At 69.0% G+C, this 20,640-nt stretch carries 19 protein-coding genes and 1 pseudogene; 12 read left to right on the plus strand and 8 right to left on the minus strand.

Annotated features, from left to right (window positions below; all coding sequences use genetic code 11):
• From D7X55_RS15955 to D7X55_RS15965, 4 genes and pseudogenes are all read left to right on the plus strand, one after another.
• Positions 1 to 1,144: hypothetical protein (locus D7X55_RS15955; RefSeq protein WP_121723486.1), on the plus strand; the 1,144-nt coding region annotated here is incomplete at its 5' end.
• Between the two features lie 96 nt (positions 1,145 to 1,240).
• Positions 1,241 to 1,834 (plus strand): hypothetical protein, encoded by a 594-nt coding sequence (locus D7X55_RS15960; RefSeq protein WP_120550483.1) that lies wholly within the window; start codon positions 1,241 to 1,243, stop codon positions 1,832 to 1,834.
• Positions 1,835 to 2,004: 170 nt separating this feature from the next.
• Positions 2,005 to 2,130 (plus strand): annotated as a pseudogene (locus tag D7X55_RS45760) (double zinc ribbon domain-containing protein); the annotation flags it as partial.
• 12 nt (positions 2,131 to 2,142) lie between these two features.
• Positions 2,143 to 5,301 carry an adenylate/guanylate cyclase domain-containing protein gene (locus D7X55_RS15965; protein ID WP_279637406.1) on the plus strand — a complete coding sequence of 1,053 codons (3,159 nt, stop codon included), beginning with the start codon at positions 2,143 to 2,145 and terminating at the stop codon, positions 5,299 to 5,301.
• On the opposite strand, the gene D7X55_RS15970 is transcribed toward D7X55_RS15965, so the two are convergent.
• The gene (locus D7X55_RS15970) at positions 5,241 to 6,695 is read right to left on the minus strand and encodes an FAD-dependent oxidoreductase (RefSeq protein WP_158616262.1); all 1,455 of its coding nucleotides are present in this window, start codon (positions 6,693 to 6,695) and stop codon (positions 5,241 to 5,243) included. The genes D7X55_RS15965 and D7X55_RS15970 overlap by 61 nt on opposite strands.
• 149 nt (positions 6,696 to 6,844) lie before the next feature.
• The gene (locus tag D7X55_RS15975) at positions 6,845 to 8,455 is read right to left on the minus strand and encodes a sigma 54-interacting transcriptional regulator (protein WP_233609869.1); all 1,611 of its coding nucleotides are present in this window, start codon (positions 8,453 to 8,455) and stop codon (positions 6,845 to 6,847) included.
• 232 nt (positions 8,456 to 8,687) lie between these two features.
• Between D7X55_RS15975 and D7X55_RS15980 the strand changes: the two genes are divergently transcribed.
• The 4 genes from D7X55_RS15980 (at position 8,688) to D7X55_RS15995 (ending at position 11,654) form a co-directional block, all read left to right on the plus strand.
• Positions 8,688 to 9,242, plus strand: a complete 555-nt coding sequence (locus tag D7X55_RS15980) for a peroxiredoxin (protein WP_120550487.1) — start codon at positions 8,688 to 8,690, stop codon at positions 9,240 to 9,242.
• A gap of 6 nt (positions 9,243 to 9,248) precedes the next feature.
• A complete protein-coding gene (locus D7X55_RS15985) occupies positions 9,249 to 9,776 on the plus strand; it encodes a carboxymuconolactone decarboxylase family protein (protein ID WP_120550488.1) in 528 nt (175 codons plus the stop codon).
• A 99-nt stretch (positions 9,777 to 9,875) separates the two neighbouring features.
• Entirely contained in the window at positions 9,876 to 10,358 is a 483-nt protein-coding gene (gene dps, locus D7X55_RS15990) for a DNA starvation/stationary phase protection protein Dps (protein WP_120550510.1), read from the plus strand.
• 33 nt (positions 10,359 to 10,391) lie between these two features.
• Positions 10,392 to 11,654: a pyridoxal phosphate-dependent aminotransferase gene (locus D7X55_RS15995; RefSeq protein WP_120550511.1), complete on the plus strand. Its 1,263-nt coding sequence runs from the start codon at positions 10,392 to 10,394 to the stop codon at positions 11,652 to 11,654.
• Positions 11,655 to 11,668: 14 nt separating this feature from the next.
• Here the strand turns inward: D7X55_RS15995 and D7X55_RS16000 are convergent, their stop codons facing one another.
• Complete coding sequence (locus D7X55_RS16000) at positions 11,669 to 12,367, minus strand: SIMPL domain-containing protein (protein ID WP_120550489.1); 699 nt, start codon at positions 12,365 to 12,367, stop codon at positions 11,669 to 11,671.
• Between the two features lie 83 nt (positions 12,368 to 12,450).
• Here D7X55_RS16000 and D7X55_RS16005 point away from each other — a divergent pair, with 83 nt between their 5' ends.
• The 4 genes from D7X55_RS16005 (at position 12,451) to D7X55_RS16020 (ending at position 15,953) form a co-directional block, all read left to right on the plus strand.
• Positions 12,451 to 13,701, plus strand: coding sequence for an MFS transporter (locus D7X55_RS16005; protein WP_120550490.1), 1,251 nt, complete (start codon positions 12,451 to 12,453; stop codon positions 13,699 to 13,701).
• Positions 13,702 to 13,848: 147 nt separating this feature from the next.
• Positions 13,849 to 14,622 (plus strand): hypothetical protein, encoded by a 774-nt coding sequence (locus D7X55_RS16010; protein ID WP_120550491.1) that lies wholly within the window; start codon positions 13,849 to 13,851, stop codon positions 14,620 to 14,622.
• A gap of 71 nt (positions 14,623 to 14,693) precedes the next feature.
• Positions 14,694 to 15,446, plus strand: a complete 753-nt coding sequence (locus D7X55_RS16015) for a hypothetical protein (protein ID WP_120550492.1) — start codon at positions 14,694 to 14,696, stop codon at positions 15,444 to 15,446.
• 147 nt (positions 15,447 to 15,593) lie between these two features.
• The gene (locus tag D7X55_RS16020; RefSeq protein ID WP_120550493.1) at positions 15,594 to 15,953 is read left to right on the plus strand and encodes a GFA family protein; all 360 of its coding nucleotides are present in this window, start codon (positions 15,594 to 15,596) and stop codon (positions 15,951 to 15,953) included.
• On the opposite strand, the gene D7X55_RS16025 is transcribed toward D7X55_RS16020, so the two are convergent.
• The 5 genes from D7X55_RS16025 to D7X55_RS16045 all read right to left on the minus strand — a co-directional run bounded on the left by D7X55_RS16025 (position 15,950) and on the right by D7X55_RS16045 (position 20,497).
• On the minus strand, positions 15,950 to 16,387 hold the full coding sequence (locus tag D7X55_RS16025; protein ID WP_120550494.1) for a hypothetical protein: 438 nt from the start codon (positions 16,385 to 16,387) through the stop codon (positions 15,950 to 15,952). The genes D7X55_RS16020 and D7X55_RS16025 overlap by 4 nt on opposite strands.
• 37 nt (positions 16,388 to 16,424) lie before the next feature.
• Complete coding sequence (locus D7X55_RS16030) at positions 16,425 to 17,576, minus strand: zinc-dependent alcohol dehydrogenase (RefSeq protein ID WP_120550495.1); 1,152 nt, start codon at positions 17,574 to 17,576, stop codon at positions 16,425 to 16,427.
• A gap of 83 nt (positions 17,577 to 17,659) precedes the next feature.
• The gene (locus D7X55_RS16035) at positions 17,660 to 18,346 is read right to left on the minus strand and encodes a DNA-3-methyladenine glycosylase (protein ID WP_120550512.1); all 687 of its coding nucleotides are present in this window, start codon (positions 18,344 to 18,346) and stop codon (positions 17,660 to 17,662) included.
• Between the two features lie 63 nt (positions 18,347 to 18,409).
• Entirely contained in the window at positions 18,410 to 18,898 is a 489-nt protein-coding gene (locus tag D7X55_RS16040) for a hemerythrin domain-containing protein (RefSeq protein WP_120550496.1), read from the minus strand.
• Between the two features lie 84 nt (positions 18,899 to 18,982).
• Positions 18,983 to 20,497, minus strand: a complete 1,515-nt coding sequence (locus tag D7X55_RS16045; RefSeq protein ID WP_120550497.1) for an FAD-dependent oxidoreductase — start codon at positions 20,495 to 20,497, stop codon at positions 18,983 to 18,985.
• Between the last annotated feature and the right edge of the window lie 143 nt (positions 20,498 to 20,640).

Genomic DNA, 20,640 nt, shown 5'->3' on the forward strand with positions numbered 1-20,640 from the left:
CCCCACGGCGAAGGACGTGGCGAACATCGCCGCGATGCAGGACCCCGTCGCGCGCAACCTGGCCATCACCCAGGGCTACCACGACCTGTCCGACGCCATGGGCACGCTGCTGGGCAAGGAGAACGCCAACTGGTCCACCTTCGCCACCTGGGCCTCGAAGCAGGCCGGCGTGAGCATCCGCCAGGAGGACATGCCCAAGGCCTTCGTGGACGTCCTCAAGGGCGGCGGCGTCGTGGGCGAGGCCATGTCCAAGGTGGACGACCTGCTGCGCAAGCTGGGCCTGCCCGCCATGCCCACCGGCGACATCGCCAAGGCCGGCGCGGACGCGCTCAACAACGTCAGCAAGGCCATTGGCGACGGCAACCAGTTCGTCTTCCGCGAGGTGGGCCACGAGTTCGCCCGCTTCGTGGAGACCTTCCAGGGTGACACCCAGCTGGACCCCGCGAAGCTCCAGAAGTACCTGGACGGCTTCCCCCAGGACAAGCCGCTGCTCAAGGACGCCTTCGGCACCTACGCGCAGGCCATGTTCGAGAAGGACCCGAACAAGAAGGCGGAGATGATGCTCCGGGCCAACGACACCGTGGGCCTGCACGAGCAGACCCAGCTCCAGGGCTTCGTGGAGAAGGCGCTCAACGCCCCGGTGAAGGAGGTCTTCGCCAACATCCTCAAGAAGAGCATCGAGGCCGGCGCCAACGCCCTGCCCTTCCCCGCCAACCTCGCCGCCAAGGCCGCCATCAAGACGGGCGCGGTGGACCTGGCCACGAAGCCGCTGGTGGACGCGCTGGCCGGCACGTTCCGGGGCATCGCCACCGAGCACATGATGAAGCTCGCGGTGCCCGGCGGCGCGCTGAAGCTGGGCAACGACCTGCCGCCTCCCGCCGGCATGGAGTCCACGCTCTTCCCGCCGCACCTGCGCACCATCGAGGACCCGAAGCTGAAGCAGCTGCTGGCCCGCCTGGACAAGACGCCCGACAGCCTCACCGGCACCGCCGCGAAGGACTGGAGCAAGCTGGACCAGCGGATGAACTACATCGTGGACCTCTTCCGCTCGCGGCAGTCGGATCCGCACCTCTTCGACCAGCCCTTCGGCAAGGAGGCCCACTACCCCGTGGCGCCGCGCCCGGCCGCACCCGCGGTGTCGTAGGCCCGGGTCGCACCCTTTGGGGGCGCCTTCAGCCATTGAATGCCCGGCGATGGTTTGCGTCCATCAGGGCATCCGACGCACTTGAAGGAGCCCCCCATGTCGAAGTGGCTGCTGGCAACGATGGCGCTGTCCCTCCCGGTCCTGGCTCACGCAGGTGGCCCGCGCGACAACCACCACGGTGAGCAGGCCCGTGACCGGCAGGAGCTGCGGCAGGACGCGCGCGAGACGCGCGATGACCACTACGACCTGCGCCAGGTGGAGTCGCTGCTCTCCCGGTACGACTCCGCCCGCGGCCGCTCGGCGCGCCGCGACCTGCTCCAGGTGGAGGAGGACGTGCGCCGCTACGTGTCGTCCGAGCTGAACGAGTCCCACCGCGAGCTGGCCCAGGACAAGCAGGAGGCGCGCTCCAGCGCCCGCGAGGTGCGCTACGACGGCAACCGCCGCGACGACCGCAAGGACCACCGCGACGACGTGCGCGACGCCCGCCAGGAGTCCCGCGCCCTGCGGCAGACGCGCTCCATCGCCCAGGAGCTCAACAACCTCTACGGCCGCATGGACAGCGGCAGCCTCACACGCAAGCGGATGCTCATCGCCGACCTGGTCCAGCTGGCCCGCGCGGAGACGGCGCAGAACCGCCAGGAGACGCGCGAGGACCGCCGCGAGGCCCGCGAGGACAGCCGCTGGCACTGACGCGCGTTACGCGTTTTCCAGGTTGAGGACCGCCATCGCTCACGACCGCCGTGGGCACCCACATCAAACGCTTGCATGGCGAGCGTGCCATCAATCACAACCGCCGGGAGAACGCTGATTCCCGGCCCCAAGCCCCACGGCGTCGTTGTGTTAGCGTTGGCAGGCACGCCATGAACTGCCCCCAATGCTCAACTCCAAACGCGCACGAGCGCCGCTTCTGTGGCGAGTGTGGTGGCCGGCTCGCCGTTCGTTGCGGCGCATGCCGCTTCGAGAATGACCCCGGCGCGAGGTTCTGCGGCGGCTGTGGCGTGCGCCTCGAAGCTCCGCTGAAACAGGCTCCGGCCCCTCCACCCGCACCCGCACCGCCGCAAGAAGCCGGCGAGCGGCGTCAGGTCACGGTGCTGTTCGCGGACCTTGCCGGATACACGCGGCTCTCGACGGAACTCGATCCCGAGGACCTGCATGCGCTCATTGGCGAGTACTTCCGCCGCCTGGACGCACTGGTCTCCAGATACGGCGGGACCGTGGAGCGGCACATCGGCGACGCCGTCATGGGCGTATTCGGCGCACCGGTCGCCCATGACAATGATGCGCTGCGCGCGGTACGTGTTGGCCTGGACATCCACAAGGTGCTGGAGGAGATGAGCCAGGAGTTCGGGCGGACCCTGGAGGGCCATGTTGGCATCGCCGCTGGCGAGGTCGTGACCGCGCCACGGGACCGCCAGGGCCGCCACGAGTTCGCCGTGGTGGGCGAAACCGTCAACCTGGCCTCGCGTCTGAGCTCACGAGCGCAGGCCGGAGAGGTGCTGATCTCCGATGCGGTGCATGCGCTGGTCGGTCCGCGCATCGGCTCGGAGTCTGTCGGCGAGCTCGTCGTGAAGGGCATCCCCCACCCGGTGCGGGTCTGGCGCGTGCTTGGCACCTGCGACGATGCGCCCGAGCACCTGGCCCCCTTCGTCGGCCGCGCCCGTGAGCTGGCGCGCTTCAGTGCCTGCCTGCGGAGCTGCGCCGCCGAAGGGCGGGGCGAGGTGGTCCTGATCGAAGGAGAGGCTGGAATCGGCAAGAGCCACCTCACCGAACAACTGGTCACCAGGGCCCTGGACGGCGGCTTCGCCGTGCACGGCAGCTACGTGCTCGACTTTGGCGCCTCGAGCGGCGAGGACGCGGTGCATGCGCTCGCGCGCAGCCTCGTCTGTGGCAAGGCCCACGCCAGTCGCGAGGAGCGGCAGCAGGCGGCCGATGCGCTGTTCGAGAGAGGGACGCTGCCCGGTGAGCGTCGCCTCTTCCTCAACGACCTGCTCGACCTTCCCCAGCCGGTGGAGCTGCGCGCGCTCCGTGACGCGATGGATCAGTCCACCCGGGTGGCGGGGCGACAGCGCGTCTTCGTCGAGCTCGCGGAGCAGGCCTGCTCGCGGCGCCCGGTGCTGTTCGTCGTCGAGGACGTTCACTGGGCGGATGCGGAGACCCTGACCCAGCTGCATGCGCTGAGCGAAGTCGTGCGCGCCAGCAGTGCCGTGCTGCTCCTGACGTCGCGAGTGGAGGGCTCGCCGCGCCACACCTGGCCCGCGGAGAAGCTCGCGCCGCTGGTGATTGAACTCGCCCCCCTGGGGGATGACGAGGCCCTGGAGCTGGCGCACCTGCTGGTCTCGGGGGAGTCCCAGTACATCAAGCTTTGCATCGAGCGAGCTCGCGGAAACCCGCTGTTCCTGGAGCAGCTCGTGCGGCATGCCTCGGGCACCGCGACCTTCGAGGTCCCAGCCAGCATCCAGAGCCTGGTGCTCGCACGCATGGACCGGCTGCCGGTGGCCTCGAAGGCCGCCATCCAGGCCGCGTCCGTCATTGGCCAGCGCTTCGATCTCGCGGCGCTGCATCACCTCATCGGCGACGACACCTTCGATTGCGAACCGCTCGTGCGAGAGGCCCTGTTCGACCGCGTCAGCGACGGCTTCATGTTCAAGCATGTGCTGATCCGCGACGGCGTCTACGCCTCGCTGCTCCGGGCGAAGCGCCGCGAGGTGCATCTGAAGCTGGCCGCGTGGTACCTCGGCAAGGACGCGAGCCTCCGGGCCCAGCACCTGGACCGCGGAGAGTCCCGGGAGGCCCCCCTGGCCTATCTGGAGGCGGCCCAGGCCGCCGCCAGCACCTATCGCTACGAGCAGGCACTGGGGCTGGTGCGGCGCGGCCGCGAGCTTGCCCGCGAGGCCCACGAGAAGGGCCCGCTGCTGCTGCTCGAGGGCGAGCTGCTGCGCGAGATGGGCGCCGTGCAGGATTCGCTGGCCCTCTACCGCTCCGTGCTGTCGCTCGCCGCGGATCCGGCACTGGTCTGCCGGGCCAAGATCGGGCTGGCGGGCGGCATGCGGGTCTCGGACGATATCGACGGCGCGCTCGCCTGCCTCGACGAAGCGCAAGCGCTTGGCACGGCACAGGGGCTGACCGCGGAACTCGCCCAGATCCACTACCTGCGTGGCAGCCTGTACTTCCCGCGCGGCAACCTCGCGGGCTGCCTGGAACAGCACAGCGCGGCCCATGCCTACGCCCGGCGTGCCGGGCTGCCCGAGCGAGAGGCCCACGCCCTCAGCGGGCTGGGAGACGCCTACTACGCGCAGGGGCGGATGCAGTCGGCACGCGGCTACTTCCACGAGTGTCTGGAGCTTTGCCGCCGCTTCGGCTTCGGAAAGATAGAAGCCGCCAACCGCTTCATGATCGCCACCGTGCGCATCTACATGAACGAACTGGAGGGAGCGCTGGCGGACGCGCTGGCCTCGGCGGCGATGGCGGCCCAGGTCGGCCACAAGCGCGCCGAAATCATCTCCCGCCTCACGGCCGGTTGGATTTTGCTGGACTACCAACGGGACGAGGAGGCCCTGGGGCAGGCACGCCAGGGGCTCGCGCTGGCAGGGGCCCTGGGCGCGCGCCGGTTCGAGCCCTTCCTGAACGAGACCGTGGCCCGGGTCCTCATGCGCCGGGGTGAACGGCAGAAGGCCCGCGAGCTGCTGGAGTCCTCGCTGGTGTATGTCCGCCAGCACGCGGCCTCCTTCATCGGGCCATGGCTGCTCGGCACCCTGGCGCTGGCCACGGACGACGCGGAGCAGCGGCGGCAGGCCCTCACCGAGGGGGAGCGGCTGCTCGCGAGCGGCTGCGTCAGCCACAACCACTATCGCCTTCATCAGGCGGGCATGGAGGCCTGTCTGGCCGCGGGCGAGACCGCCGAAGCGCTGCGTCATGCGGCGTCGCTCGAGGCCTTCACGCGGGTTGAGCCCGCGCCCTGGTCTGATTTCTACATCCGCCGCTGCCGCGCCCTGGCGCGGCCCCCAGCGGACGGTCACGGTGGCGAGCTGCGCGCGCTCGCGGAGGAAGCGCGCACCGTGGGCCTTCATTCGGCGATTCCAGCCCTGGAGGCGGCCGCTCAGCGAACGAGCCGGCGGATGTACTCCGGCTCGTACCGCCCGGAAGGCGAGTCCTCGTAGGTCATCTGCGCGCTGCTGCGAGCCGTCTCACTGAGCAGCCTCACGACCTGCTTCGCGGACTCCCAGCACTCGATGTGAAGCCCCGCGCCGACGGTCCAGCCTCCCGTGAAGTAGAGGTGGGCCTGGCCCTGGATCCTGTTGTCCTCGTCCCCCCAGAGGTCCTGCTGCGCCTGGATGCAATGGAAGTCCACGACGTTGTGCTGGAACGTCCGGGTCAGGGGCTTGCCATGCTCATCCTTCAGGATCTTGGACGGATCCAGCTTCCTGTCAGGGGCCAGGCTCACGAAGAACTGCTCGCAGTCGAGGAAGTCATCGTGAGGGTTCCCGGCATCCGCCTGATGTCTGTTGATGACGTAGGTCATCGAGTAGGGCTTGGGGGTCTCGCCCCGGGCGCGGATGCGGACGTTGTAGGTGCGCCAGGCTTCCTTTCGGGGAAGGACCGAGGCATCGAGGTGAGCGTACGCGCGGGTCTGCGTGTACTTGATGCTTCGCAGCATGCGCCGCATGTCCACGAAGGCCGCTCCATGCTCCTTGTCGCCGAGCACGGGCTCGAGCACGTCCGCCGCCTGGTTCGCGTGACAGGCGAACACCACGTGGGTGTACGTGTCGCTGCCCTGAGCGGAGCCCTCACGCCAGACCACCTCCGGCGCGTCTCCCTTCAGCGGATTGACGCTGACCACCTTCCGGTCTGTGTAGACTTGCGCGCCAGAGGCGTCGCACAGCTTCTTCGCCCAGGCGCTGGAGCCTCCGCGGATGTACCGGCGCTTCACGGGCACGTTGGTGCCATAGCCCTCCTGCAACACGTAGTAGTGCATCACGGACTGCACGGGCATGTTCCCCACGTCCCGGTCGTCCGCGAAGTACATGGCGTTGGCGCGGGCGAAGATGCAGTACTGGATGAACTCGTTCGTGAACTCGAAGTCCGGGTACTTGAGGAACTGGCGCAGCGTCCAGCCCTTGTAGCTCGAACTGTGCAGCACGTCGGTGGCCAGCCCCTTGAAGCGGGCGAGCTGCTTCGCGAACCCGATGGGCATGGGCGTTTCATAGCCGCCATCGAGCGTGTAGACGATGTTGCCATCCGCGGTGAAGAAGCTGGCGGTGTCCTCGAGCGGAGGCGTCTCCACCCCGAGCGCCTGCATCAGCTCATAGACCTCCGCGTACATTGGCTCATTGAAGTCATTGACGCCCATGTCTGCCCAGCGAAGGATGCCATTGTCACCGCCGCTGACTCTTGGCACCTTCATGCTGACGGTGTGGCAGTTGCCCCCCACCCGGATTGCCTTTTCATAGACATCCACCTGCCAGCCGCGCCCCTTCAACAGATAGGCGACGAACAGGCCAGAAATCCCGCCTCCGATGATGGCAATCTTCTTCCTGGGACTGACGGGTTCCATGATGTTCATGAGTCCTGGTGCCCAAAGGCTTTCGACAGGTTGAGTGGCATGAAGCCAACAAGGCATTTCACAGCACACAACGCTGGCCGGGCAAGCCCTGCCGTGCGCGCATCAAAGCCATCCCAAGCTCGCACCAGGGCCACGGCCCGTCACGCGTCTTCCGCGGCGGTGAAGCCCTCCAGCCGCGCGATGCCCAGCTTCTTCATCCGGCTCTGCAGCGTGGAGGGCTTGAGCCCCAAGAGCGCCGCCGCGCCACCTTCACCGTAGACGCGGCCCCGGGTGAGCGTGAGCACCCGCAGGATGTGCTCACGCTGCACCGCCGCCAGCGTGGGCACCTTCGCCCCGGCGGAGAGCGGCGCTGGCGTCTCTTCTACCGAGCCTGACACCGTCGCGGCCACCTCCCGCGCGCGGGGCTCTCCCGGCAGGTCGAACGACTGCGCCGTCAGCTCCTGCCCGCGCGTGAGGATGGTGGCGCGCTCCAGCGCGTTCGCCAATTCGCGCAGGTTGCCCGGCCAGTCGTACGCGGCCAGCCGGGCCAGCCCCGACGCCGTCACCCGCATGCCCCGCCGGCCCGTGCGCTTCGCCTGCTCCTCCAGCAGGAACAGGGTGAGCTGCGGCAGGTCCTCGCGCCGCTCACGCAGGGGCGGCAAGCGCAGCGGGAAGACGCTCAGCCGGTAGAAGAGGTCCTCGCGGAAGCGCTTCTGCGCGATGGCCTGGTGCAGGTCCACGTGCGTCGCCGCGAGGATGCGCACGTCCGCCCGCACCGTCTTGTCGCTGCCCACCGGCTCGAAGGCCTTCTCCTGGAGCGCGCGAAGCAGCTTCGCCTGCAGCTCCACCGGCAGCTCGCCAATCTCATCCAGCAGCAGCGTGCCCCCGTGCGCCATCTGGAAGCGGCCCGCACGGTCGCGGTTCGCGCCGGTGAAGGCCCCCTTCACGTGGCCGAACAGCTCGCTCTCCAGCAGGCCCGCCGGAATCGCCGCGCAGTTGAGCGACACGAAGGGCTGGTCCGCCCGTGAGCTCCAGCGGTGGATGGCCCGCGCCAGCCGCTCCTTGCCCGTGCCCGTCTCACCGGTGATCAACACCGGCGTGTCCGTCTCCGCCACCTGCCGCGCGCGGAGGGACACGTCGCGCATCACCGGGCTCAGGGACGACTCCAGGATGCCCTCGGAGTCCCCGCCCAGCTGCGACTCCAGGAGCTTCGCGTGCTCGTGGTCCTGGCGGTGCAGCCGCTCCGCCGCCGCGCGCTGCTCGGCGCCCTGGAGCGCCGTCGCCAGCATCTGGCCGTAGACCTCCACCAGGTCCACCACCGGCTGCGCGTACGTCTCACACTGCGCGCGGTCCAGGGTCAGCACGCCGTAGCAGCGCTCCCCCGCGCACAGCGGCACCACCATGCACGCGTGCCCCGCGGGCAGGTCCAACACGCCATCGAACGGGTCACCGTCGCCGTGCGAGTGGTCCTCCTCCGTGAACGCCCGCGCGCGCCGCGTCTCCAGCGCGTGCTTCAGGGACGGGAAGTCCGCCAGCTGGAGGGAGTGCTTGCGCACCGCCTGGTTGGCGAGCGGGCCCCGCGCCGCCACCGCCTCCAGCCGTCCTTCCTTGAGGAGGAACAGCGTGGCCAGGTCGAAGGGCACCACGCGCGAAACCCAGTCCAGTCCCCGACGGAGCAGCTCTCCCACCCCTTCTTCGGTGGTTGCCAGCTCGACCAGCTCCCGAGCATCCTGCGTCACTTCCGGGTGGCGCCCCATCAGTTCATCCGGCATGTGTTACCGATAATAGCGGCCCACCGAAATTGCAGTGGCGAAAGGCACCGGGATTTCGTTATTCACCGACCCGGCGCCACCGCCCCGCCGGTGCAAGCCACAGGGGGAGCTGTAACCCTCTGGAATCAGGGCAGTTGAAGCATTGGCACGATGGCTGCTTTACCCCGTAGCAACTCATAACCTCTGGGGTGGACCACGGTGGCCCGCCCCCATCCCCAAGGAGTCGAATCCCATGCTGACCGTTGGCGACAAGCTTCCGAACTTCAAGCTGAAGGGCACCGTGAGCCTGGAGAAGAACAAGGAGTTCCAGGACATCTCCAACGACACGTACAAGGGCAAGTGGACCGTCCTGTTCGCGTGGCCGAAGGACTTCACGTTCATCTGCCCGACGGAGATCGCGGAGTTCGGCAAGCACAACAAGGACTTCCAGGACCGCGACGCGCAGGTTCTGGGCCTGTCCACCGACAGCGAGTTCGTGCACCACGCGTGGCGCACGCACCACCCGGACCTGAAGAACCTGCCCTTCCCCATGCTGGCGGACATCAAGCGCGAGCTGTGCAGCGCGCTGGGCATCCTGCACAAGGAAGAGGGCGTGGCCCTGCGCGCCACGTTCATCGCGGACCCCGAGGGCATCATCCGCCACGTGTCCGTGAACGACCTGTCCGTGGGCCGCAACGTCAAGGAGACCGTCCGCACGCTGGACGCGCTCCAGACGGACGAGCTGTGCCCGTGCAACTGGCAGAAGGGTGAGGAGACCCTCACCTCCAAGCTGCAGAAGGCGGGGTAATCACCCATGGCTTCGCTCGAAGTCGTCCGCAGTGAACTCGCGGACGCCCACAAGGACACCCGCCTCAACCTCTCCGCGGTCCTGGAGAGCACGACCCTCACCCCCGAGCAGCGCTGGGGGACGGCCGTGGCATGCGCCTTCGCCGCCCGGAACGAGCGGCTGAAGGAGGCCATGCTCAACGAGGCGAAGCAGGCACTGGGCGACAAGGCCACGCCGGTCATCGAGGACGCCCGCGCGGCGGCCTCGCTGATGGCGATGAACAACGTCTTCTACCGGTTCCGTCACATGATCGGGAAGGAGTCGTACGCGACCAAGCGGGCCGGGCTGCGGATGAACCGGCTGGCCCAGGTGCTGACCAACAAGGTGGACTTCGAGCTGGTCTGCCTCGCGGTCAGCGCCATCAACGGCTGCGAGATGTGCATCCAGTCGCATGAGAAGGTCGTGCTGGAAGGCGGCCTCTCCGAGGACCACGTCCACGATGCGGTCCGCATCGCGAGCGTCATCCACGCGGCGGCGGTTGGACTGGAGTCCTAGTCCCTCCGTGGTTATCCCTGAGCTGTGATTGGCGCCCTCCGGTGGAAGACACCGGAGGGCGCTGTCTTTTCCCTCTCACCCGAAAGGCACGTGTCCGTCATGGCCCTCTACAAGAGCCCGAGTCCCCTCTCCGAGCAGGCCCGCACCGCCATCGCCGCCACCCTCAACGAGCGGCTGTCGGACGGGTTGGACCTGCACTCGCAGATCAAGGTCGCCCACTGGAACATCAAGGGCCCGCAGTTCGCCGCGCTGCACCCGCTGTTTGAGACCTTCGCGGTGAGCCTGGCCAACCACAACGACTCCATCGCGGAGCGCGCGGTGACGCTGGGCGGGCGCGCGTACGGCACCAGCCGCCACGTGGGCAAGACCAGCCGCCTGCCGGAGTATCCGCAGGAGACCTCGCGCGACCTGGAGCACGTGAAGCTCCTGGCCGAGCGCATCGAGGTGTACTTGAACGGCCTGCGCGAGAGCCGCGCGGCGGTGGAAGGCCACAAGGACACCGACACGGTGGACCTCCTCACCGGCATCATCACCGAGTTCGAGAAGCACGCCTGGTTCCTCAGGGCCTCCCTCGAGGGCTAGAGCGAAGGCAGGGGGCGCGCTAGCGTGTCGTCCGTGAGCGACAGCGTCCCCCTGCATGCGTTTCGCACCGTGCCCCGCACGGGCGTCATCTTCGTCACCGCCGAGGCCACGCGCCGCGGCTACCGTCCCGGCGACCCGGACTGGTGCAACCTGGGCCAGGGGCAGCCGGAGACGGGGGACCTTCCCGGTGCCCCGCCGCGCGTGCACTCGGTGACGGTGGACATGGCGGACCAGGAGTACGCGCCGGTCGCCGGCCTCTGGGAGGTGCGCGAGGCCATCGCCGGGCTCTACAACCGGCTCTACCGCAAGGGGATGCCGTCCCAGTACAAGGCGGAGAACGTCTGCCTGTCCGGCGGAGGCCGCGCGGCCCTCACCCGCGCCGCGGCCAGCCTGGGCCAGGTGAACCTGGGCCACTTCCTGCCGGACTACACCGCGTACGAAGAGCTGCTGGACGTCTTCAAGGCGTTCACCGCCATCCCCATCCTGCTGGAGGGCGAGCGCGGCTACGCCTTCACGCACGATGATTTGCGCCGCGAGATTCAAGGCCGCGGGCTGTCCGCGCTGCTCTTCTCCAACCCGTGCAACCCCACCGGCAAGCTGGTGCAGGGGGAGGAGCTGGCGCGGTGGGTGGGCGTGGCGCGGGAGCTGGAGTGCTCGCTGCTCATCGACGAGTTCTATTCGCACTACATCTGGACGGGCCGCCCGGGCGTGCTGCCGGTGGAGAGCGCCGCCAGGTACGTGGAGGACGTGAACCGCGACCCGGTCATCCTCTTCGACGGGCTCACGAAGAACTGGCGCTACCCGGGCTGGCGCATGACGTGGACGGTGGGGCCCAAGCAGGTCATCGACACGGTCTCCAGCGCGGGCAGCTTCCTGGACGGCGGCGGCAGCCGGCCCCTGCAGCGCGCGGCCATTCCGCTGCTCCAGGAGGACGCGGTGGTGGCGGAGACGCGCGCCATCCACCACTCGTTCCGGGAGAAGCGGGACCGGTTCCACTCGCGGCTGGAGCGGCTGGGCATCCGCACGGACCGGGCGCCGGACGGGACGTTCTACGTCTGGGGCAACCTGTCCGGGCTGCCCGCGCCGCTCAACGACGGCATGGCCTTCTTCCGCGCCGCGCTGGAGCACCAGGTCATCACCGTGCCCGGTGAGTTCTTCGACGTGAACCCCGGCAAGCGCCGCGCGCGGGCCTCGCGCTTCCGCAACTACGTGCGCCTGTCCTTCGGCCCGTCATGGGAGACCCTGGACAAGGCGCTCCAGCGGCTGGAAGCGCTCGTGATGAAGCACACGCCCTGAAGAAGCAGCGGGCTTCAGGCCGCGGGGGCCGGGTGCGTCTGGAACTCCGCGGTGGCCATCACGTGCACCTTCTTGCGGTGGGACACGGGGAAGCCCAGCGTGGCCGTGCGCGGCTGCTTCAAGCCGTAGCTGCCGGACGGGGCCATGGGCATCACGTCCTCGGTCCCGCCGCCGTAGCCTCCGCCCCTGGCGCCAAAGGCCTGCGACTCCCAGGTGCGCTCGGAGAAGCGGTGCAGCCCGGCCACCGTCACGCCCAGCCCGGCCGCCACGCGGCGCGCCTTCTTCACCGACTCGCGGGCCAGCGCCTCCAGCCAGTCCTGCCGGGCCTCCGCTTCGTGCGTGTAGCCCCAGCGCAGCTCGCGCAGCGTCGCCTGCTTCAGGCCGGACAGCGCGGCCAGCACGTCCCCCACCCGCGCCATGTCCACCAGGCGGATGCGCACCAGGTAGAGCGCGGACGAGGAGCGCGTGAGCAGCCCCTCCGTCGTCTCCGCCTGCACCGACTGGAGGGTGAAGGCCGACGCCTGCACGCCCAGGTCCTCCATGGCGCGCACCAGCGTGGCGACCTCCCTGGCGTTGGCGAAGGCCGCGTTGCCAGTGAAGAACGAGGACGCCTTCACCTCCACCACCGCGTCCACGTGGTCCGCCTCCAGCTCGTGCTCGGCGGACAGCTCCACGACGATGATTCCAGACTCGGCTGCGGCTCGCTCCGGCATGCGTCTTCCTCTGGGGTGACTGGAACGGCGAGTATAGGCCCACGACGGACACCGGACGGCGTGTCTATGCTCGCGCCACGACCATGCGACGCATCCCGTCCCGGCTGTGGCTGTTGTGCGCGCTGTACTTCGTGCAGGGGCTGCCCTTCGGCTTCCAGGTGACGGCGCTGCCCGTCTACCTGCGCTCGCAAGGCGTGTCGCTGGCCGCGCTGGGCTTCGCGGGCGCGCTGTCGCTGCCGTGGATGCTCAAGGCGCTGTGGGCGCCGCTGGTGGACCGCTACGGCTCCGCGCGCGTGGGGCGCAGGCGTTCGTGGATTCTGCCCATGCAGGCGGGCCTGGCGCTCGCGTGCGTGGGGGCCGCGTTCGCCGCGAGCCAGGATTCGCTGCCGCTGCTCTTGGGCCTCATCTTCGTGATGAACCTCTTCGCCGCGACGCAGGACATCGCGGTGGACGGCTTCGCGGTGGACCTGTTGCGTCCGGAGGAGCTGGGCCCGGGCAACACCGCGCAGGTGGTGGGCTACAAGCTGGGCATGCTCACCGGCGGCGGGCTCCTGGTCTGGGCCAGCGAGCGCATCGGCTGGTCCGGCTTGTTCCTGGCCATGGCGGCGCTGTGCCTGACGGTCTTCACCGTCGTCCTCTTCGTGCGCGAGCCGCCTCCGCGCGAGCCCGAAGGCCACGCGTCACCGAAGCTGGACTGGCCCGCGCTCTGGGCCCGCATCCGGTCCGCGCTCACCGTGCCGGGCACCGGGTGGCTCCTGCTCTTCATTGGCACGTACAAGCTGGGCGAGACGATGTCCGACGTCCTCTACAAGCCCTTCCTCGTGGACGCGGGCTACACGCCCGGCCAGATTGGCCTGTGGGTGGGCACGTGGGGCACGGCCGCGTCGCTGCTGGGGTCCACGTGCGGAGGCGTCCTCGCCGCGCGCCTGCCGCTGCTTCGCGCGGTGGCCCTCACCGGCACGCTGCGCCTGTTGCCGCTGCTGGGGCGGTGGCTGCTCACGCGCGCGGGCGTCAGCGACGCGGGCGTGCTGGGCGTCACGCTCACCGAGGAGTTCTTCGGCGGCGCGCTCACCACGGTGATGTTCGCGTTCATGATGTCGCGCACGGACCGGAGAATCGGCGCCACGCACTACACGCTGCTGGCCAGCGTGGAGGTCGCGGGCAAGGCGCCGGCGGGGCCGCTGGCGGGGGTGCTCGCGGATCCGAAGTTCGGCAACCTGGGCTACGCGAACATGTTCCTCCTGGGCGTCGCGCTGTCCGCCGCGTTCCTCGCGCTGCTCGCGCCCCTGCGACGCAACGCGCCTACGCCCGCGGCCGCGCAGCCGGCACCGTGAAAGTTTCCAGGCTCGCGACACGCTCTTTCACGGGCGTGTCACGGGACCTCGCGTCACCGGAACCTCACGAAGGGCGTGTCAGGGGGGCGTGGTACTCGCCAGCGCGTCGTTCGCGGTACTCCCCCCTTGATGAAGATGAGGTTCCGTATGAAGACCCTGTCGATGAAGTCGCTGGTGGGCGCGCTGATGCTGCTCTCCGCTCCGGCGTTCGCCACCTCCAACACCAGCATCCCCGCCTTCGAGGCGGCCGTCACCGCCGCGAAGAGCGCCAGCAGCCCCGGCGGCACGACCATCCTGCGCTCGGAGATCCGGAACGCGCTGAACGCCTTCCTCTATGACACCGGTGGCGCCACGGGCGTGGACAGCGCCGAGCGCGCCCATCTCACCACCCGCCTCAGCGACACGCAGTTCCAGCAGTCCATGACGGGCACCGCGGCGAAGTACTTCGCGGACTTCTACGAGCTGAACGACGCCACCACCCCGTCCTCCCAGTGGGCCATGAACCCCGTGGCCCAGACGCCCGCGTCGCTGTACGGCGCCACCGGTCCGCTGGCCTCCTCCTCGTCCATCCGCGAGGGCGTCATCCCCACCAGCCAGAACGTGGTGGCCAACCAGTTCATCCTGGGAGAGGCGTTCGGCAGCTTCGGTCCGCAGGCCGGCATCTTCGAGCCCATCACCGTGAAGGAGCTCATCGCGCTCCTGAGCGGGCACACCGTGTCCGGCACGCCCACGGTGGACGAGGTGGAGGGCGCCCTGGCGTACATCACGCAGATTTCGCGCAACAGCAACCGCCTCTACTACTCCACCTGGAGCTGCAGCGGCTGCGGCGCGCCGGGCTACACGGCCGGCTACGTCGTCGCGGCGGTGAGCACCGACCGCCGCTTCGTGCGGATGGTCAACGTGATGACCGACTCTGACTGAGCCGGGAAGCACCGCCGCCGTCAAAGCTTGCAGGCCCGTGGTTCTCTCCCCTTTTGATGAAGAGGTTCCCCATGAAGACCCTGTCGATGAAGTCCCTGGTGGGCGCGCTGATGCTGTTCTCCGCTCCGGCGCTCGCCGGCTCCACCACCAGCATCCCGGCCTTTGAAGCGCGCATCACCGCCGCGAAGAGCCCCACCAGCCCTGGCGGAACGACCATCCTGCGCTCGGAGATCCGGACCGCGCTGGACGAGTTCCTCAACGACGCCGGCTACGGCGTGGACAGCGCCGAGCGCGCCCATCTCACCACCCGCCTCAGCGACACGCAGTTCCAGCAGTCCATGACGGGCACCGCGGCGAAGTACTTCGCGGACTTCTACGAAGTGAACGACACGCTCCTCACGGGCTATCCGCTGAACCTGTACCCCGTGGCCCAGACGCCCGCGGTGCTGTTCGGTGCCGTCGGCGGCCTGTCCGGCGCGCGCATCTACGAGGGCTACATCCCCAACGGCCAGGGCGTCGCCAACCAGCAGACGCTGGGCGAGGCCTTCAGCAACGCCTTCGGCCCGCAGGCCAGCATCTTCGAGCCCATCTCCCCGCGGGAGCTCGTCGGGCAGCTCAGCGCGTACACCTACAACGTGGACGAGGCGGAGGGCGCGGTGGCCTACATCACGCAGATTTCGCGCAACAGCAACCGGCTCTACATCACGGGCTGGAGCTGCCGCGGGTGCGGCGCGCCGGGCTACACGCAGGGCTTCGCCATCGCCGCGGTGAGCACCGACCGCCGCTTCGTGCGGATGATGTCCGTGACGACGTACGCGGACTGACGTGACGCACCGCCGCAAGCGCGCGGGGACGTCACCTGCGCGCTTGCGGTCCCCGCCGCCTCCGTTCATTGATGCGCGTCACACGCACCGGGTGGGCGAAAGGGCGTTTCCGGCCCGGGCATCACGCAGCAACCGAAAGGAATCACCATGGCGGAGATGAAGACGTATACGGGCGGTTGCCACTGTGGACAGGTCCGCTACGAGGCCACCACGGACCTGGCGCAGGTGGTCACCTGCAACTGTTCCATCTGCCACAAGCTGGGCGCGGTGCTGACGTTCGTCCCGCCGGAGCAGTTCAAGTCGCTCTCTGGCGCGGACGTGGTGAAGACCTACCAGTTCAACAAGAAGGTCATCAAACACCTGCACTGCCCGACCTGCGGCGTGCAGTCCTACTCCACCGGCAAGGGCCCGGACGGCAAGGACATGTTCGCCGTCAACCTGCGCTGCGTGGACGGCGTGGACCTGTCCACGCTCAAGCCCTTCCACTACAACGGCCGGGACGCTTAAGCCCGGCGCACGCGCCAGATCAGGCCCCCTGCGAGGAGGGCCGCCGTGGAAGGAGCGGCCCAGGGAAGGGACCTCCGGAGCCGGTGCTCCCAGACGTCCACCCGGTCCGCCAGGAGCAACAGCATCCAGTGGCCGGGCTTGTGGTCCGGCTTCGCGTAGGCCGCCTTTCGTAGCAGACCGCTCAGCCCCTTCGGAGGCTGGGCGGTGCCGAACACCGGCGGCATCTCCTTGCGGCCGGCGTGCTTGAACACCGGCACCTCCGCGTGCTGCGGCGCGATGGGCACGCGCGCGCCGGCCAGCGGCCTGGGGGCCGTCTCCATGGGGACGCCCGGGCGGTTGGCGGGGTCCTGGTCCACGGCCCGCGCCGGCCTCGCCCGGGACTTCGGGGCGCCGTTCTTCGCGCGGCGCTGCTTGTGCGGCGTCTTCTGGGGCATGCGTGCCTCCTGATTGCGAGCGGATGAAGTCAGTCGTTCACGCGTGGCCGTGCGGCATCAGCACGCACTTCACACACCCGTCGCGCTTCTGCGCGAACAGGTGGTAGGCGTCCGGCGCCTGCTCCAGCGGGAAGCGGTGGGTGATGATGGCCTTCGCGTCGATGCGGCCCTTCTGGATGTGCTCCAGCAGGTGCGGCATGTACCGGCGCGTGTTCGCCTGGTTCATGCGCAGCGTCAGGCCCTTGTTCATCGCGGTGCCAATGGGCACGAAGTTCCACGGCGGCCCGTACACGCCGATGATGGAGACGTTGCCGCCCTTGCGCACGGAGTTGATGCACCACTCGATGACGGTGGGCGCGCCGGCCTCCAGCTTCAGCCCCAGGCCCAGCACGCGGTGCGCGCGCGACCCTTCGGCCTCCATGCCCACCGCGTCGATGCAGACGTCGGGGCCCCGGCCTTCGAACATCTCCTTGAGGTACAGGACGATGTCTCCCACCTCCTTGAAGTTCACCGTCTCCACGTTGGCGAACTTCCTGGCGAACTCCAGGCGGTACGGCACGTGGTCCACCGCCACCACGCGGCCCGCGCCCATCAGCCACGCGGACTTCATGGCGAAGAGGCCCACCGGGCCCGCGCCGAAGACGACGACCGTCTCACCGGCCTTGATTTCACCCATCTCCGCGGCCTGGTAGCCGGTGGGAAGGATGTCGGAGAGGAAGAGGACGGACTCGTCGTCCATGTCGTCCGGAATCTTCATGGGCCCCACGTCCGCGAAGGGCACGCGCACGTACTCCGCCTGGCCTCCGTCGAAGCCGCCCGTGGTGTGCGAGTAGCCGTAGACGCCGGAGGCCACGTCGCTGCCGGGGTTGCTGTTCTCACAGTTCCCGGTGAGGCCGCGCTGGCAGTAGAAGCAGGTGCCGCAGGAGATGTTGAAGGGCACCACCACGCGGTCGCCCTTCTTCAGCTGCGACACCTCCTTGCCCACCTCCTCCACCACGCCGGTGAACTCGTGGCCGAAGGTGCAGCCCACGCGCGTGTCCGGCACCAGGCCGTGCAACAGGTGCAGGTCCGACCCGCAGATGGCGGCGCGGGTGACCTTGAGGACGACGTCCTGGGGGTGCTCGATGCGGGGATCGGGCTTCTGCTCCACCTGGACGCGGTAGGGGCCCTGGTACGTGAGTGCGCGCATGCGGGGTGATTCCTCCGTTCCCTTACGGGTGAGGACGCTCGCGCGGTAAGACAAGGGACGGTGCGCTCCCGGCCCTCGCTCGGCTAGCTGTCCTCCGGCGGTGCGAAGGTGCCCACGGGCGCCTCGGACGCGCGCCACAGGTACCAGCTCACCACGCTGCGGAAGGGGCGCCAGCGCTCGCCGTACGCGAGCAGCGCCTTGGGCTTGGGCTGTTCCTTCAGGTTGTGCAGCACCATGAAGCCCTTGCGCACGCCGTAGTCATCCACGGGGAGCACGTCCGGCCGGCCCAGGCGGAAGATGAGCAGCATCTCCACGGTCCACTGGCCAATGCCGCGCACCTGCGTGAGGTGTTCAATCAGGTCCTCGTTGGACATGCGGCGCACGCGCGCCAGGGGCGGCACCGTGCCGTCCACCGTCTTGCGCGCCAGGTCCTGCATGGCCAGCAGCTTGTTCGCGGACAGCCCGGCCTCGCGCAGCGTGGCATCCGGCAGCGCCAGCAGCTTCTGGGGCGTGAAGTCCTTGCCCTTCCCCACCCGCTCACAGACGCGCCCGAAGATGGTCGCCGCCGCGCGGCCGTGGAGCTGCTGGTAGACGATGGAGTGCGCCAGCGCCTCGAAGGGGCTGTGCAGCGGCGTCCGCGTGAAGCGGAACGCCCCAATCTTCTTGAAGAGCGTGCCCAGCACGGGGTCCGCGCGCACCAGGGCGCGGCGCGCGGCGGGCGTGAAGGCATCCGGCAGCAACACGGGGGTGGACACAGGAGCGCGCGGCATGGGCCGCATGCTGCCCGGCCCCATGCCACGCGCAAAGCCCCGTGTTGCTTCGGACGCGGCGCGCTAGACGGGCGCGGCGTGCTCCGTCTCTTCCGGCACGTCGTTGCGAGGCTCGCCTTCCATCAGCGAGTCGTATTCCTCCTCCAGCTGGATGCCCAGGTCGTCGAGCTGATCCTTCGTCAGAATCTTCCGCGCCTCCTTGAAGAGGTCCTTCTCCTCCTCCTCGACGTGGTGCTCCACCTGCTCCTGGAGGACCTTCATCTTCGCGTCGAACTCCTCGTCGGACGCGTCCATGTCCAGCAGGTCCGCGATGAGGCGCTTGACGGAGAGGTGCTCCTCCACGGCCTCGCGCAGGTCGTCCTCCGTCTCGTCCTTCTTCATCGCCGGATAGAAGTACAGCTCCTCAATCTTGGCGTGCGCGCCCAGCCGGTCGGCGATCTGCTCGAACAGCTCCTGGCGCTCCTCGTCGGCGTCGTCCGACAGCTTCTCGTACTTCTTGAAGAGCTTGGACACCTCTTCGTGCTGCTGCTTGAGCAACTCCAGCGCGTTCATCCCTGCCCCCGTGAATGACTGAAGTGGATGTGCAGATAGATGGGGGTGGGCCCGCCCGAATGGAAGCCCACCCGCACGCACTTCTCACTTCACCGGCAGCTTGCGCGACGGCAGGTCCTTCACGGCGGGGCCGTTGAGCACGCGGCCCGTGGGGCTGAAGCGGCCGCCGTGGCAGGGGCAGTCCCAGGAGCGCTCCGCGTTGTTCCAGTGCACGTGGCAGCCCAGGTGCGTGCACACCGGGGACACCGCGTGCGGGGTGCCGTCCTCCTCGCGGTAGACGGCCACCTTGCGGCCATCCACCTCCAATATCTTCCCCTCGCCCGGCGCCACGTCCGCCAGGTGGTGTCCGTCCGGCTTGGACAGCCGGTCCGCGACGAAGCGGAAGGCCACCTCCGCGTTCTCCTGGATGAAGTCCTTGGCGCCCGCCTTGGGCTTCACGCGGCCGGCGTCGTACAGCGCGGCGTAGGGGTTCTCGTTGCCGAGGATGAGGTCCGACAGCAACATGCCCGCCAGCGTGCCGAACGTCATGCCCGTGCCGGAGAAGCCGGTGGCCACGTACACGTGGCGGCTGCCCACGTTGCGGCCGATATAGGGCAGCCCGTCCGCGGGCTCGATGACCTGGCCGGACCAGCGGTGGGTGATGCGCCGCACGGGGAAGCGGTCGCGCGTGTACGCCTCCAGCGCGGCGAAGCACGACTCGGTGTCCTCCTCGGTGCCGACCTTGTGGTCCTCGCCGCCCACGATGACGTAGGACACGCCGTCCACCTTCTGGGTGCGGATGTAGTGATACGGGTCGCGGCTGTCGTAGTACTGGCCCGGCTCCAGCGGCCCCTCCAGCGGCGCGGCCACCGCGTAGGTGCGGTACGGGTAGAGCTTGGTGTGCATGGCCACGCGGTTGAGCGGCGTGGTGGTGGCCTCCACCACGGCCTTGGCCGTCACCGTGCCCTTTTCCGTGACGACGCGGCAGGGCGTGCCGTCGTGGATGTCCACGGCCTGGGTGTTCTCGAAGAGGTGGCAGCCGGCGCCCGGGATCCGGTCCGCCAGCGCGAGCAGGTACTCGCGCGGGTGGAACAGCGCCTGATCCTCCACGCGCAGCGCGCCCTTCACCGGGAAGGGCAGCGGGACCTCCTTGGTGAACGTCGCCAGGAGCCCCGCCTGTTTCGCCGCGGACACCTCCAGCAGCAGCTCCCTCAGCTCGCTCTCCGTCTCCGCGTAGCGGTAGCCCGGCGCGCGGGTGAAGCCGCACTCGATGCCCAGCGTCTCCACCAGGGACGCAATCTGTTCAATGGCGGCCCGGCTGGAGGACGCGGCCAGGTGGGCCCCCTTCTCACCGAAGTCCTTCGTGAGCGTGGTGTACGGCGTGTCCAAGAGCTCCGTGAGGTGCGCGGTCGTCTGCCCTGTCTGACCGGAGAGGACGCGGTGCATCTCCAGCACGGCCACCTTCTTGCCGGCGCGCTTGAGCAGCCAGGCGGCCGTCAGGCCCGCGATGCCTCCGCCGATGATGGCCACGTCCACCTCCACGTCACCGGAGAGGGCGGGGAAGTCCCGGGGAGGCGTCGTCACCGTCCAGAGGGATTTGTGCTGGCGCTCGTCGTTCATGACGGAAGGCTAGGAATGCGCTCCCCCGGGCATAAGCCACGCCTGCCGAGCCCCGCCCGCCCGGCTGCCCAGCGCCGGGTGTATGCGATCCAACAGAGCCCGGCCCCGGGTGTTGGTCAGTCAGGGGGCGGGCGCTGACGGGG

Source organism: Corallococcus sp. AB049A, from assembly GCF_003668885.1.
Classification (GTDB): domain Bacteria; phylum Myxococcota; class Myxococcia; order Myxococcales; family Myxococcaceae; genus Corallococcus; species Corallococcus interemptor.

Excerpts from the sequence above, each read along its gene's own strand:
- D7X55_RS15960 (WP_120550483.1), top strand. The coding sequence starts at position 1,241 with ATGTCGAAGTGGCTGCTGGCAACGATGGCGCTGTCCCTCCCGGTCCTG.
- D7X55_RS15970 (WP_158616262.1), bottom strand. The coding sequence starts at position 6,695 with ATGGAACCCGTCAGTCCCAGGAAGAAGATTGCCATCATCGGAGGCGGG.
- D7X55_RS15975 (WP_233609869.1), bottom strand. The coding sequence starts at position 8,455 with ATGCCGGATGAACTGATGGGGCGCCACCCGGAAGTGACGCAGGATGCT.
- D7X55_RS15980 (WP_120550487.1), top strand. The coding sequence starts at position 8,688 with ATGCTGACCGTTGGCGACAAGCTTCCGAACTTCAAGCTGAAGGGCACC.
- D7X55_RS15985 (WP_120550488.1), top strand. The coding sequence starts at position 9,249 with ATGGCTTCGCTCGAAGTCGTCCGCAGTGAACTCGCGGACGCCCACAAG.
- dps (WP_120550510.1), top strand. The coding sequence starts at position 9,876 with ATGGCCCTCTACAAGAGCCCGAGTCCCCTCTCCGAGCAGGCCCGCACC.
- D7X55_RS16000 (WP_120550489.1), bottom strand. The coding sequence starts at position 12,367 with ATGCCGGAGCGAGCCGCAGCCGAGTCTGGAATCATCGTCGTGGAGCTG.
- D7X55_RS16005 (WP_120550490.1), top strand. The coding sequence starts at position 12,451 with ATGCGACGCATCCCGTCCCGGCTGTGGCTGTTGTGCGCGCTGTACTTC.
- D7X55_RS16010 (WP_120550491.1), top strand. The coding sequence starts at position 13,849 with ATGAAGACCCTGTCGATGAAGTCGCTGGTGGGCGCGCTGATGCTGCTC.
- D7X55_RS16015 (WP_120550492.1), top strand. The coding sequence starts at position 14,694 with ATGAAGACCCTGTCGATGAAGTCCCTGGTGGGCGCGCTGATGCTGTTC.
- D7X55_RS16020 (WP_120550493.1), top strand. The coding sequence starts at position 15,594 with ATGGCGGAGATGAAGACGTATACGGGCGGTTGCCACTGTGGACAGGTC.
- D7X55_RS16025 (WP_120550494.1), bottom strand. The coding sequence starts at position 16,387 with ATGCCCCAGAAGACGCCGCACAAGCAGCGCCGCGCGAAGAACGGCGCC.
- D7X55_RS16030 (WP_120550495.1), bottom strand. The coding sequence starts at position 17,576 with ATGCGCGCACTCACGTACCAGGGCCCCTACCGCGTCCAGGTGGAGCAG.
- D7X55_RS16035 (WP_120550512.1), bottom strand. The coding sequence starts at position 18,346 with ATGCCGCGCGCTCCTGTGTCCACCCCCGTGTTGCTGCCGGATGCCTTC.
- D7X55_RS16040 (WP_120550496.1), bottom strand. The coding sequence starts at position 18,898 with ATGAACGCGCTGGAGTTGCTCAAGCAGCAGCACGAAGAGGTGTCCAAG.
- D7X55_RS16045 (WP_120550497.1), bottom strand. The coding sequence starts at position 20,497 with ATGAACGACGAGCGCCAGCACAAATCCCTCTGGACGGTGACGACGCCT.